This is a genomic window from Pseudomonas syringae group sp. J254-4, assembly GCF_032586855.1.
In the GTDB taxonomy this organism is placed as follows: Bacteria; Pseudomonadota; Gammaproteobacteria; order Pseudomonadales; family Pseudomonadaceae; genus Aquipseudomonas; species Aquipseudomonas amygdali.
In genome coordinates this window covers 240,919-255,155 of the sequence record NZ_JAWHOO010000002.1, presented here as the reverse complement: position 1 = coordinate 255,155, position 14,237 = coordinate 240,919, and the positions used below count along the sequence as shown (strand labels likewise).

Annotated in this window: 6 protein-coding genes; 1 reads left to right on the top strand and 5 read right to left on the bottom strand. The window is 58.5% G+C overall.

The features are described from left to right. The gene (locus tag RYB09_RS04310) at positions 1 to 1,476 is read left to right on the top strand and encodes an N-acyl-D-amino-acid deacylase family protein (RefSeq protein ID WP_219170808.1); all 1,476 of its coding nucleotides are present in this window, start codon (positions 1 to 3) and stop codon (positions 1,474 to 1,476) included. Positions 1,477 to 1,536: 60 nt separating this feature from the next. Here RYB09_RS04310 and hemE read toward each other — a convergent pair whose 3' ends face one another. From hemE to gltB, 5 genes are all read right to left on the bottom strand, one after another. Continuing rightward, positions 1,537 to 2,601, bottom strand: a complete 1,065-nt coding sequence (gene hemE, locus RYB09_RS04305; protein ID WP_004666485.1) for a uroporphyrinogen decarboxylase — start codon at positions 2,599 to 2,601, stop codon at positions 1,537 to 1,539. 142 nt (positions 2,602 to 2,743) lie between these two features. Next, complete coding sequence (locus RYB09_RS04300) at positions 2,744 to 5,968, bottom strand: dermonecrotic toxin domain-containing protein (protein WP_316887578.1); 3,225 nt, start codon at positions 5,966 to 5,968, stop codon at positions 2,744 to 2,746. A gap of 328 nt (positions 5,969 to 6,296) precedes the next feature. Further along, positions 6,297 to 7,844 (bottom strand): amidase family protein, encoded by a 1,548-nt coding sequence (locus RYB09_RS04295; protein ID WP_122259084.1) that lies wholly within the window; start codon positions 7,842 to 7,844, stop codon positions 6,297 to 6,299. 165 nt (positions 7,845 to 8,009) lie between these two features. Beyond that, on the bottom strand, positions 8,010 to 9,428 hold the full coding sequence (locus RYB09_RS04290; RefSeq protein WP_002551661.1) for an FAD-dependent oxidoreductase: 1,419 nt from the start codon (positions 9,426 to 9,428) through the stop codon (positions 8,010 to 8,012). 122 nt (positions 9,429 to 9,550) lie between these two features. Then, the gene (gene gltB / locus RYB09_RS04285; RefSeq protein ID WP_058408266.1) at positions 9,551 to 13,996 is read right to left on the bottom strand and encodes a glutamate synthase large subunit; all 4,446 of its coding nucleotides are present in this window, start codon (positions 13,994 to 13,996) and stop codon (positions 9,551 to 9,553) included. Between the last annotated feature and the right edge of the window lie 241 nt (positions 13,997 to 14,237).

The window sequence follows — 14,237 nt, the reverse complement described above, 5'->3', positions numbered from 1 at the left end:
ATGATTTACGACCTGATCATTCGCGATGCGCTGGTCATCGATGGCAGCGATACGCCGGGAGTACGCGCCGATGTAGCGATTAGCGACGGACGCATCCAGCGCATCGGCAACCTGATCGATGCCACTGCGCAGGAAGAGGTCAACGCTGCCGGTCGCGTGCTGGCCCCAGGTTTTATCGACGTCCACACCCATGACGACACGGTAGTGATTCGCAAGCCCGACATGCTGCCCAAGATCAGCCAGGGCGTGACCACGGTTATCGTCGGCAATTGCGGGATCAGCGCGTCACCGGTCTCGCTGCTCGGCAACCCGCCAGACCCCATGAACCTGCTGGGCGACGCGGCAGCGTTTGTCTATCCGCGCTTCGCCGACTATCGCGCAGCCGTGGATAACGCCCGGCCCGCCGTGAATGTGGCCGCTTTGATTGGCCATACGGCCCTGCGCAGCAACCACATGGATGACTTGTTTCGCAGCGCCAGCCCGGAAGAGATCGCCGCGATGCGCGAGCAGTTGCGCGACAGCCTCGAAGCCGGCGCGCTGGGTTTGTCGACTGGCCTTGCTTACGCTTCGGCCTTCTCGGCCGAGACCAGCGAAGTCAAGCAGCTGGCTGAAGAGCTCAGCGCTTTTGGCGCGATCTATACCACCCATTTGCGCAGCGAATTCGAGCCGGTATTGGAGGCGATGGCGGAGGCCTTCGACATAGGCCGCCATGCGCGCTCGCCAGTGGTGATTTCCCACATGAAATGCGCTGGCGCGGGTAACTGGGGCCGCAGCCCGCAACTGCTGGCGGCCTTGGAAAAAGCTGCGCAGGACCATCCGGTCGGTTGCGATTGTTACCCTTATGCAGCCAGCTCTTCGACGCTGGACCTGAAGCAGGTCACCGACGCATTCCGTATCACCATCACCTGGTCAACGCCGCACCCGGATCAGGGCGGCCGGGATTTACAGGACATTGCCGCCGACTGGGGGTTGTCATTGCTGGACGCCGCACGCAAGTTGCAGCCTGCGGGTGCGGTGTACTACGGTATGGATGAGGGCGACGTCGAACGCATCATGTCTCACCCGCTGTCGATGATCGGTTCCGATGGCCTTCCGGAAGATCCGTTTCCGCATCCGCGCTTATGGGGAGCATTCCCCAGAGTGCTCGGGCATTTCAGCCGGGACAAAGGGTTGTTTGCGTTGCACACCGCGGTACACAAAATGACCGGGCTTTCGGCAGCGCGCTTTGCCTTGCACGAGCGCGGCTTTATCCGCGAGGGCTACTGGGCGGATCTGGTGCTGTTCAACCCGCAAACCGTGCGCGATGTGGCAGATTTCAAAGACCCTCAGCGAGCGGCACAGGGCATTGACGGCGTCTGGGTCAACGGCCGATTGAGCTATGCCGAAGGCAAGCCGCAAGGCGAGCGACAGGGTAGATTCCTGCCGCGCAGCGGTTCGCTGCTGGAGGGCTTTACGGATGGAAAAGCGCCGACGTAAGCGTCGGCGCTGAAAAGAGCCGATGCGCCCTGATGTATCGACGCATCGTCAGCCGGACAATTACTGGTGATACTGCGCCGACAACTCGTGTACCGCGTTGATGAACGCACCGGCATTGGCCGGGTCGACTTCAGGGGTGATGCCGTGGCCGAGGTTGAAGACGTGACCGGTGCCGCTGCCGTAGCTGGCAAGGATGCGTGCGACTTCCTGGCGGATGGCTTCCGGGCGTGCGTAAAGCACGGTCGGGTCCATGTTGCCCTGCAGCGAAACCTTGCTGCCGACACGCTGACGCGCTTCGCCGATGTCGCAGGTCCAGTCCAGGCCCAAGGTATCGGCGCCGATGTCGGCGATGCTTTCCAGCCACAGACCGCCGCCTTTGGTGAACACGATGACCGGCACCTTGCGCCCATCGTGCTCGCGAATCAGGCCGTTAACGATCTTGCGCATGTAAGCCAGCGAGAATTCCTGATACGCCGCCGAAGACAGGCTACCGCCCCAGCTGTCGAAGATCTGCACCGCCTGGGCGCCCGCGAGAATCTGGCCATTCAGGTAGGCCGTGACTGACTGCGCCAGTTTGTCGAGCAGCAGGTGCATGGCTTGCGGGTTGTCGTAGAGCATGGCCTTGGATTTGCGGAAGTCCTTCGAGGAGCCGCCTTCGACCATGTAGGTCGCCAGGGTCCACGGGCTGCCGGCAAAACCGATCAGCGGCACACGGCCGTTGAGTTCGCGACGGATGGTGCTGACCGCGTCCATCACATAGCCCAGGTCCTTCTGTGCATCCGGGATGGGCAGTGCTTCGATGTCAGCCAGCGTGCTGACGGTTTTCTTGAAGCGCGGGCCTTCGCCGGTCTCGAAGTACAGGCCCAGGCCCATTGCGTCGGGAATGGTCAGGATGTCGGAGAACAGAATCGCCGCATCCAGCGGGTATCGATCCAGTGGCTGCAGCGTGACTTCACAGGCGAACTGCGGGTTCTTGCACAAGCTCATGAAGTCCCCGGCACTGGCGCGGCTGGCGCGGTATTCAGGCAGGTAACGGCCTGCCTGGCGCATCATCCATACCGGCGTGACGTCTACGGGTTGCTTGAGCAAAGCGCGAAGGAAACGGTCGTTCTTCAGGGCAGTCATGTCGGCATCCGCAATAAAAGTGCCGGCATTTTCTCAGAGCGCGACGCAAAAGGCACGGCAAGAGCCGTGCCTTTTGTCTATCGTGCCGATTTGCTGTGCCAATACAGCTCCGCGCCCGGCGTAAGACTGGGGCGGGCCTGCGCTATTTGTGGGGATCTATGACGTCAAACGCCTTGATAACGCCTTTTTCAGCCGGGGCAAGTATCAGGCGCCAGGCACCTCTGCCGGTGCCCCTGCCTATACCGGGAAGGTCCAGCGAGAACTGGCTTTTACCATACTTGTGCAGACTGCCATTGCCATCTAGCACATATCTATCAACTGCTTTTTTGACAGCAGCTTCAAGGTCATCGTTAGGGAGGTCATTTTCTGCATGCCTGAAACGCCTACTTGCAAAAAAGCCATCGGTGTCCACTTTGTATCTTTTTACCCGATTGCTATCCGAGGAATCGCCATCACTCCCCGAGCCGCTCGATGGTCTGCCTTTTAATCGTTTGTTGCCGCCGCGCAACCCTGCCGACGCATGTACCCAGACCCCTTGCCTATCAAGCTGAATCGGCAATTGATAATGCGCATCTGGCCGCCGGGGATCGATCACCCTCCATGCTGCGAAATCGGCATCGTATCTGACGGCATAGGTCTTACCTTGTTGCACAGCATAAAAGCGGCTTGGCGCACCTTCATGAGTCTTTTCATAAACGCCGTTGTAAAACCCGCTGTCGAGCAGTTTCAATCCACCGGGTGTTTTTGCCACTGCTGTTTTCGGATCAAGGACAGAACGGCCGATTGATGTTGTCGACGATGTCTGGACCCTTCGTGCTCTGGGCAGCGTCAAACCTTCAGCCAGCAGCAACGCCGCCTGGACAAAATACAAGGGGGCACCTTGCTCTTCACCGCCAGCTTTTGCGATGCCCTGCCAGATGGCATAAAAGCTGCGCAATGCTGCAATCGGCAGCCTTACCTTGAAAGGCGCGAAGGTGAGCACGATGTCGCCAACGACTTTGGTGATTTCCCAAGCACTTTCCCAATAGGTTTCCCAGTTGGTGTTGGTCTGTTCATCGACAGCAGAAATCACCCTCCCGACTTCAGAGTCATAGACTGCCTCAAGAAAACTTCCAGTGCAGGGCTGCAGTTCCATGAACAGCGTTTCACGGCGGACGGTCAGAATACGCCTGACATCGTCCCGGGAGGCCAAAGGCGCCCTGCCCACCAGATAGTCCAGCAAACCCGGTTCAAGCAGTATCCGCTGCTGAAACTCCTGCGGATCGCTCATTTCCCGGAAGCATATTCCGTCAGGAGCCTGCGGGGTGAAAACCACAAAAGCGGCGACGCTCGAGCGCGACTCTGCGCCGATCACCAGTACGCCGCTCAATGACACGTCATTGATGGATAACTGGCTGACCTGAATGCGATGCCCCTCTACCGTTGCGCGGTCATCACTGTCAGTTGGGTGATCAAGCACGGCAGCAACCCATTTGTAGCCCCTGCTCGCCAGCTCGGGAGGAAGCCCACCATCGCCCAGAAAGTCACCCGCCATCTTCGCCTCTATCACATCGAGGCGCATTTGCGCGCGCATGACGCGTGCATAACGCTCACGGTGCCATTGCCCTGCCGCCGACGTGGACAGTACTGTGCGGAGGTATCTTGAATAATCTTCGCCAATGTTCAGATCACGAATCAGGCCGAACAGATAACCGGCGTTGAGGAAACTGACCAGTTGCCCCTGATCGTCAAACGCGCGGCTGGTGAGCAGAAAGTTGATATTGGTGAGTGCAATGTTTTCCAGCGACAGATCTGTAAGGCTGCGCTCATGCGTTTCATAATGCGGCTCCATTTCTGAAGGGCCGATATATTCGTAATCGGTATCAATAATAATGCCTGGATCAATCTCGATGCTGACGGTATGCACGCTGATATGGTCAGGATCCACTGCAATACCGTGGTCGAGCAAAATCCGTTCCTGCAGCTTTTGCCGTGCATATTTGCGCAATTGGTCGGGCTGTGCGTAGCCGGAAGGATCCAGCAGGTCAGGTGCCTGAGCTTCGAGCAAGGCTTGACTGTAGTCCTGCACCGCCATTTTCCAGCTTTGTTTTTCGGCAGCCGTCGCGTTCGCGAACCAATCAGGCAGAAACCCGCTTTCGATTTCGGTTGGTTTGCCGGGGTCGAACCAGCCGCGATTTTCCTCGATCGCGCGCCGCGTCAGAACGTCGCGAAAGCCCTGTACGTCCTGCTCGAATTGCATACCCAGCGATGCCCGCTCGTCAGCCTTCAATTGCGAACTGATTGCCAGATAGAAGCTGTCAGTGCCCTGTTTGAATGAAGTTATCTCACCGTTGCCGGTGTCCTTTGCGCTGTAATTTCCGTAGTTGTCGTGCAGCAGAATAATACGGTTATCGTCAGTATCTGCCGGGGCGTAATTGCTCGCACCAGCGTCGAAGATCAACACGTCCCGACCCGATTCGGCCGCCAGTAATTCCCGGACGATACTGCGGGCCAGCTCATCCGTGTACGAATTGAAGCTTCGCGTTCGCGACAGCCCGTCGATAGCCAGACTGTTGCTCCACTCATCCAGCGAAATGTTCATCGCCTCGCCAAAAGCGTCCGGCAGAACAAGATTGTTCAGGAAATCGGCCTCTTCCTGTTCTGTCAGCGGCATCTGCTGCAACAGCTCTTCGAGACGTCCTGCCGGAACCTCGGGGCATAAGGCGCACAGCACGCTCAGGGCCGGAGACAGCGGCGTCTGCTGACGAACCCAAAGAGGCAGGAAAGGATTGTGTTCGCGGGTATCCAGTTGGCCCTTTGAGGTGCCTTCATCAGCTGCAACCAGCGCATCGAATAACAGCGGTCTCTGGTCTTTTGCCAGCCCCGCTATTTGCTCACGCAGGGTAACGATTCGTCCGGCATCACTGCCACTGCCCGGAAAGTTACCCCCCATTCCAACGCTGGAACCTGCCGGCAACTGACTGAACACCCAGCGCAGTAACGGCTCGTCATCGGCGACCTGAACATTGTCCGGGACGATGTAAGCGTCGCCATTTTGCGTCAGGACAATGCTGTCTTGAACAACGCTTTCATCACTGCCTTTAAGAAAAACCGCGAGTACTTCATCGTTTTCGTTGTGAATCCTGATGGACAGGTCTGCTGGCCAGTCTGGCAACTGAACCAGCAAGGAGAACAGCGCGCCTTCACCGTCTTCAGGAAAAAAATCCTTTTCTGTAAAGCGCTCGACGAACTGGTCGATTATCCGGTCCGCGCGTTCTCGGGTCCGGTGTTCGCGCACGGCAACCGTGCTGGGCGTAAACCTGTCCGGCCCGAGAGATTTCTGCTCATTGGATCGAGCAAGTTTGCCCATGGGTGCTGCTTTCAACATGGCTATTTCCTTATAGCGACATGGATGGCGGGAGTATCTAAGGCGATGAACTCCCCAAAAGGATCAGGAGCCTAAACCTTTTTAAGAGCAGGTACAGAGGGCGGAAAACAGCTGTAAACAATCGCTTGTCGCAGACGCCGGAACAGGCCTTGATCGGGACCTGGACAAGAGGGTTGAAACCTTGATGCGCCGCCTCTGGCGGGGCGACGCGACTTAATGAAAGGCGGTTGTAATACCGGGACCGGATTATTTCAAAACGTCACAAAACCGTTTTCCGACGCCCGCCCCTGACATCCAGGCCTGGCCTGCACCAGACTGGAATATGGAATCAATCAGCCTGGCTAATACCCGAATGAACCAAAGCTGCAGATGTTGCAAGCGCCTGTTCAAGTGCGTAGGCATAGCTCAGCAAAGCACCTTCATCCCAGGCAGTGGAAAGGAAATACAACCCTCTTGGCAGGCCATTCTCTTCGAGCCCGACAGGCACGGTTATTCCCGGATAACCTGCGATAGCGCCAACCGCTTTGAAAGAAACCTCTGACCAGTCAATGAGCACGTCGAGCGAGTGTTGCTGCAAGAGCCCATCAATCAATTGTCGATGAGCAGCACGCAAGTTGGTTGCAATCGACAGGTAATCCTCCTGATCTACAGACACGCTGGAGGAGTCAATCAATAAATCCTGATCATAGGCTTGCGCTCCAGGAAACGCGGTGTTGAATGCAATGATCTCATCCAGCGTGCTGACACCCAGCCCGGTGCGTGTGCTCAAGTAAGCGTTAAGCTCGCGCTTGAAATCATGCACCAGCACTAAATACTCTGAAGTGCTATCAATCGACGGAACATCGACGGGAACCAGTATCGCCCCGGCAGCACTCAGACGACGCTTCACCTTTTGGAATTCAGGATCGTCGTCCATTGGCATGCCGTCATGGGTGTGACTTGGATAGCCCAGGCGCTTGCCGCTCAAGGCGTCCGTCCTGAGGTGGTCGACATAGTTCACTACATCGGTGGAGGCTCGGGCGGTGGCTTCGTCGAGAGGGTCGTTGCCGCTCATCGCCGTCAGCAGGATCGCGGTATCCGTGACCGTTCGCGCCATTGGGCCGGGGGTGTCCTGACGACTGGAGAGCGGAATCATACCGGTACGACTGAGCAGACCCAGCGTAGGCCTAAGCCCTATGACACCACTCGTGGCGGCAGGTTGAATGATCGAACCATTGGTCTCGGTGCCTACCGCCAAAGGTGAAAATCCAGCTGCAAGACCCACTGCCGAACCTGAGCTGGAGCCAAGCGGATCAGCGCTCAAGTCATAGGGATGACGCGTCTGCCCGCCTCGGCCGCTCCAGCCGCTAGGTACCTCGTACCCACGGAAATGCGCCCATTCGCTGAGATTGGCCTTGCCGATAATGATCGCGCCGGCATCGCGAAGCCGCTGCACCACAAAAGCATCGCGTGGAGCAGGCAATCCGACCATTGAGAGAGCGCCCGCAGTGGTCTGCATCTGATCGCCCGTATCAAGATTGTCTTTTACCAGTATGGGGATGCCATGCAGCGGCCCACGTTTTTCCCCGCGAGAACGCTCCCCGTCCATTTGCGCGGCTATCTGCAGAGCGTCGGGGTTGATTTCAATGACAGCGTTGAGCGCCGGGCCATTTTTGTTCAGCACTTCGATGCGCTGGAGCAAGTCTGTCACCAGCCCGACAGAGGTCAGATTGCCTGCACTCATGCGTCGCTGAAGCTCGACACCGGATTCAAAGTAAACGGCCTTGTTTTCGATGATCGAACCGAAAACGGGTCCATCGAAGTTGGCGGGTGTCTGGCTGGCAAATGCAAAGGGCGCTATCGAGAGCGCGAGGCAGAAACCAAACTGATTTTTCATGATGTCCTTCCCTGGTTGATAAAACGCTCGTCTTGAGCGAGTTACACCGAGCTTAGGAAGGAGGGCGCAGAAGGGATGTCAGAAAAGTCGGTAAATCACCCGTGATGGGTAGACGCCTGTTGTCAGAGCGCGCCTCAGTAACGGCGCGCTCTGGCAACACAAGGCTTAGACGCCCAGGTAATCCAGAATCCCTTCAGCCGCATTACGGCCTTCGAAGATAGCGGTCACCACCAGGTCGGAGCCGCGCACCATGTCGCCACCGGCGAAGATCTTCGGGTTGCTGGTCTGGTGCTTGTACTGTGCTTGTTCCGGGGCCACCACACGGCCCTGGCTGTCAGTACTGATCGTGAACTGCTCGAACCATGGCGCAGGGCTTGGGCGGAAGCCGAAGGCGATGACCACGGCTTCGGCCGGGATGATCTCTTCGGAGCCCGGAATCGGCTCCGGGCTGCGACGACCCCGAGCATCAGGCTCGCCGAGACGCGTCTCGACCACCTTCACGCCTTCGACCTTGCCATCGCCCACGATGGCGATAGGCTGACGGTTGTAGAGAAACTTCACGCCTTCTTCCTTGGCGTTCTTCACTTCCTTGCGCGAGCCTGGCATGTTCTCTTCGTCGCGACGATAAGCGCACGTCACCGACTTGGCACCCTGACGGATCGAGGTGCGGTTGCAGTCCATCGCCGTGTCACCACCGCCCAGAACCACGACCCGCTTGCCCTTCATGTCGACGAAGTCTTCCGGGGCCTTTTCAAAGCCCAGGTTGCGGTTGACGTTGGCGATCAGGAAGTCGAGCGCATCGTGCACGCCCGGCAGATCCTCACCGGGGAAGCCGCCTTTCATGTAGGTGTAGGTGCCCATGCCCATGAACACCGCATCGTATTCTTCGAGCAGTTGATCGATGGTGACGTCCTTGCCGACTTCGGTGTTGAGCCGAAACTCGATGCCCATGCCGGTGAACACTTCGCGACGATGGCTGAGTACGGATTTTTCCAGCTTGAACTCGGGGATGCCGAAGGTCAGCAAACCACCGATTTCCGGATTCTTGTCGAACACCACCGGCGTCACGCCGCCACGCACCAACACGTCGGCACAGCCCAGGCCCGCAGGCCCTGCACCAATGATGGCGACGCGCTTGCCGGTCGGCACAACTCTGGACATGTCCGGACGCCAGCCCATGGCAAACGCGGTGTCGGTGATGTACTTCTCGACCGAGCCGATGGTGACCGCGCCGAAACCGTCGTTCAGCGTGCAGGCACCTTCACACAGGCGATCCTGCGGGCACACGCGGCCGCAGACTTCCGGCAGAGTGTTGGTCTGATGAGACAACTCCGCCGCCGCGAGAATATTGCCCTCGGCGACCAGCTTGAGCCAGTTGGGAATGAAGTTGTGCACCGGGCACTTCCACTCGCAATACGGGTTGCCGCAACCCAGGCAGCGATGCGCCTGATCGGCGGACTGCTGGGGCTTGAACGGTTCGTAGATTTCCACGAACTCCTTCTTGCGTTGACGCAGCAGTTTCTTCTTCGGGTCTTTACGTCCGACGTCGATGAACTGGAAGTCGTTACTGAGACGTTCAGCCATTCTCTGGAGCCTCTTTACGGCAGCTTCAGGTTACAAGCCTGAAGCTGCAAAAAATCGTGATCGCAGGCAATTCGCGCACTGCCGTTGGCTTGCGGTTTGAAGCTCACCGCTAGCAGCTGCTTTTACTGTGGATTCGCCCGAGTGCTGGAAAGCAGCGATTTCAGGTTGGCAGCCTTGGGCTTGACCAGCCAGAAACGACGCAGGTAGTCGTCCAGGTTTTCCGCAAGATTGCGGCCCCATTCGCTGTCGGTTTCAGCCACGTACTCGTTGAGAACGCTCTGCAAGTGAGTGCGATAGGCTTCCATCGACTCGCCGCTGATGCGCTGGATCTCGACCAGCTCATGGTTGACCAGGTCAACGAAGGTGTTGTCCTGGTCGAGCACGTAAGCGAAACCGCCAGTCATACCGGAACCGAAGTTGTAGCCGGTCTTGCCCAGTACACAGACGAAACCACCAGTCATGTATTCGCAGCAGTGGTCGCCAGTGCCTTCCACAACAGTGTGGGCACCCGAGTTACGCACCGCGAAACGTTCGCCCGCCGTGCCCGCCGCAAACAGCTTGCCGCCGGTTGCGCCGTACAGGCAGGTGTTGCCGATGATAGCGCTCTCGTTGGTCTTGAACGGGCTGCCCTTGGGCGGCACGATCACCAGCTTGCCAGCGGTCATACCCTTGCCGACGTAGTCGTTGGCATCGCCTTCCAGATACATGTTCAGGCCACCGGCGTTCCACACCCCGAAGCTCTGACCGGCAGTGCCTTTGAAGCGGAAAGTGATCGGTGCCTTGTTCATGCCCTGGTTGCCGTGCAATCGGGCGATTTCACCGGAAATCCGTGCGCCAATGGAACGGTCGCAGTTGCAGATGTCCAGTTCATACTCGCCACCGCTGAGGGATTCAATGGCCGGCTTGGCCATCTCCACCATCTGCTCGGCCAGCAGGCCCTTGTCGAACGGCGGGTTGCGATCCACCAGGCTGAACTGAGGCTTGTCAGCCGGAATATGGTCGCTGCCCAGCAACGGTGTCAGGTCCAGATGCTGCTGCTTCTCGGTTTCGCCCGGCAGGATATCCAGCAGGTCGGTACGACCGATCAGCTCTTCCAGCGTGCGAACGCCCAGCCTGGCCAGCCACTCACGGGTTTCTTCAGCTACGTAGGTGAAGAAGTTGATCACCATATCGACGGTGCCGATGTAGTGGTCCTTGCGCAGCTTTTCGTTCTGCGTCGCAACGCCGGTAGCGCAGTTGTTCAGGTGGCAGATACGCAGGTATTTGCAGCCCAGCGCGATCATCGGCGCGGTGCCGAAACCGAAGCTTTCAGCACCGAGAATGGCTGCCTTGATCACGTCCAGGCCGGTTTTCAGACCACCGTCGGTCTGCACCCGGACCTTGCCGCGCAGGTCGTTGCCGCGCAGGGTCTGGTGAGTTTCGGCCAGACCCAGTTCCCACGGCGCGCCAGCGTACTTGATCGAGGTCAGCGGCGATGCACCGGTGCCGCCGTCGTAACCGGAAATGGTGATCAGGTCGGCATAGGCCTTGGCCACGCCAGCGGCAATGGTGCCAACGCCCGCTTCTGCCACCAGCTTTACCGACACCAGCGCCGCCGGGTTGACCTGTTTCAAGTCAAAAATCAGCTGCGACAAGTCTTCGATGGAATAGATGTCGTGGTGCGGAGGCGGCGAAATCAGCGTTACGCCCGGTACGGCATAACGCAGCTTGGCGATCAGGCCATTGACCTTGCCGCCCGGCAGCTGCCCGCCCTCACCCGGCTTGGCACCCTGTGCAACCTTGATTTGCAGCACATCGGCGTTCACCAGGTATTCTGGCGTGACACCAAAGCGGCCAGTGGCAATCTGCTTGATCTTGGAGCTGCGGATGGTGCCGTAACGCGCCGGATCTTCGCCGCCTTCACCGGAGTTGGAGCGCGCGCCCAGACGGTTCATCGCCTCGGCCAGCGCTTCATGAGCCTCCGGCGACAAGGCACCCAGAGAAATACCGGCCGAATCGAAGCGCTTGAGGATTTCGCTCAGCGGCTCGATTTCGTCGATGTTCAACGGCTGCTCAAGCGTCTTGACCTGTAGCAGGTCGCGAATCATCGACACCGGACGCTGGTCTACCAGCGAGGTGTATTCCTTGAACTTGCTGTAGTCGCCCTGCTGCACGGCGGCTTGCAGGGTGCTGACCACGTCCGGGTTGTAGGCATGGTATTCGCCACCAAACACGAACTTGAGCAGACCGCCTTGCTGGATCGGCTTGCGCGTGCTCCAGGCTTCGGCTGCCAGCGCTTTCTGTTCGGCTTCAATATCGACGAAACGCGCGCCTTTCAGGCGGCTCGGCACACCGCGGAAACTGGTGTCGCAAACTTCCTCGGACAGACCGATGGCTTCAAACAACTGCGCGCCACGGTAGGACGCAACGGTCGAGATACCCATCTTCGACAGGATCTTGAGCAGGCCCTTGGTGATGCCTTTGCGGTAGTTCTTGAAGACTTCGTACAGATCGCCCAGCACTTCGCCAGTACGGATCAGATCGCCCAGCACTTCATAGGCCAGGAACGGATAGACCGCCGACGCGCCGAAGCCGATCAACACCGCGAAATGGTGCGGGTCACGCGCGGTTGCGGTTTCGACCAGGATGTTGCTGTCGCAGCGCAGGCCCTGTTCGGTCAGACGGTGGTGAACCGCGCCGACCGCCAGCGAAGCATGCACCGGCAGTTTGCCCGGTGCGATGTGTCGGTCGCTCAGCACGATCAGGGTACGACCGGCACGCACGGCCTCTTCGGCCTGATCGGCAACGCTGCGCACAGCGGCTTCAAGACCCAGGCTTTCATCGTAGTTCAGGTCAATGATGTGGCGTTCGAAGCCCGGACGCTCCAGGTTCATCAGCGAACGCCATTTGGCTGGCGAAATGACCGGCGAACTAAGGATTACGCGTGAGGCGTGCTCTGGCGATTCCTGGAAGATATTGCGCTCGGCACCGAGGCAGATTTCCAGCGACATGACGATGGCTTCACGCAGCGGGTCGATCGGCGGGTTGGTCACCTGCGCGAACTGCTGGCGGAAGTAATCGTAGGGCGAACGCACACGACGCGACAACACCGCCATCGGTGTGTCGTCACCCATAGAGCCCACAGCTTCCTGGCCCTGTTCACCCAGCGGGCGCAGCACCTGATCGCGTTCTTCGAACGTGACCTGATACATCTTCATGTACTGCTTGAGCTGCTCGCTGTCGTAAAAAGCCGAGCCGTGGTCGTTGTCTTCCATGGTGGCCTGAATGCGCAGGGCATTCTTGCGCAGCCATTGCTTGTAGGGATGACGCGACTTGAGACGGTTGTCGATGGCGTCGGTGTCGAGGATCTGACCGGTTTCAGTGTCCACGGCAAAGATCTGCCCAGGACCGACGCGGCCCTTGGCGATAACGTCTTCAGGCTTGTAGTCCCACACGCCGATTTCCGACGCCAGGGTGATGTAGCCGTTCTTGGTCGTGACCCAGCGCGCCGGGCGCAGGCCATTGCGGTCGAGCAGGCAGACGGCATGACGACCTTCGGTCATCACGATGCCGGCCGGGCCGTCCCACGGTTCCATGTGCATGGAGTTGTATTCGTAGAAGGCGCGTAGATCCGGGTCCATGGTCTCGACGTTCTGCCACGCAGGCGGAATGATCATGCGCACGCCACGGAACAGGTCGATGCCGCCGGTCACCATCAGCTCAAGCATGTTGTCCATGCTCGATGAGTCCGAACCCACGCGGTTGACCAGCGGGCCCAGCTCGTCCAGGTCCATCAGATCGTTGGTGAACTTGGTGCGTCGCGCCTGTGCCCAGTTGCGGTTGCCGGTGATGGTGTTGATCTCGCCGTTATGGGCAAGAAACCGGAACGGCTGCGCCAGCGGCCATTTCGGCAGGGTATTGGTGGAAAAGCGCTGGTGGAACACGCAAATGGCAGTCTGCAGACGCTCGTCGCTCAGGTCCGGGAAGAAGGCCGTGAGATCGGCCGGCATCATCAGGCCTTTATAAATGATGGTCTTGTGCGAAAAGCTGCAAATGTAATGATCGGTATCTGCGGCGTTGGACACTGACGAACGGCGGCGTGCGCTGAACAGCTTGATGGCGAATTCCTGATCGCTCAGGCCTTCACCGCCAATGTACACCTGCTCGATTTTCGGCAGGCGCTCCAGTGCCAGACGGCCCAGGACGCTGGTATCGATCGGCACCTGACGCCAGCCGACCAGTTCCAGGCCCTCGGCGAGGATCTCGCGGTTCATGTTTTCGCGTGCGGCGTCAGCCTTGGCGTCGTCCTGATTGAGGAACACCATGCCCACAGCATATTGGCGGGGCAGGTCGGCACCGAAGTGCTCTTTGGCCATCGCACGCAAGAAGCCATCGGGCTTCTGAATCAACAGACCGCAACCGTCACCGGTCTTGCCGTCGGCGTTGATACCGCCACGGTGGGTCATGCAGGTCAGGGCCTGAACGGCCGTCTGCAACAGGTGATGACTGGGCTCGCCCTGCATATGAGCGATCAGGCCGAAGCCGCAGTTATCCTTGAATTCATCTGGTTGGTACAGACCTGCTTTCATAGACACTTTCTCACCAGGCTGCCTCTATTCGAGGCAAATTTCCTTTTAATTCAACCAATTACCTGTCACGCCGAACGTGCGCCAGCTTCGGACAGGCAAAACGGAGGTCATTGTACACAGCGACACAAGGGCTAACAAATTTAACGACGACTGGTTGATAATCAATGTCGCAATTATGAAAGTTTTAAAACGGGTCGCTGTGCTAGTCAAAGCATTTCTTCAAGTATCTGACTGACGCGAC

Excerpts from the sequence above, each read along its gene's own strand:
- RYB09_RS04310 (WP_219170808.1), top strand. The coding sequence starts at position 1 with ATGATTTACGACCTGATCATTCGCGATGCGCTGGTCATCGATGGCAGC.
- hemE (WP_004666485.1), bottom strand. The coding sequence starts at position 2,601 with ATGACTGCCCTGAAGAACGACCGTTTCCTTCGCGCTTTGCTCAAGCAA.
- RYB09_RS04300 (WP_316887578.1), bottom strand. The coding sequence starts at position 5,968 with ATGTTGAAAGCAGCACCCATGGGCAAACTTGCTCGATCCAATGAGCAG.
- RYB09_RS04295 (WP_122259084.1), bottom strand. The coding sequence starts at position 7,844 with ATGAAAAATCAGTTTGGTTTCTGCCTCGCGCTCTCGATAGCGCCCTTT.
- RYB09_RS04290 (WP_002551661.1), bottom strand. The coding sequence starts at position 9,428 with ATGGCTGAACGTCTCAGTAACGACTTCCAGTTCATCGACGTCGGACGT.
- gltB (WP_058408266.1), bottom strand. The coding sequence starts at position 13,996 with ATGAAAGCAGGTCTGTACCAACCAGATGAATTCAAGGATAACTGCGGC.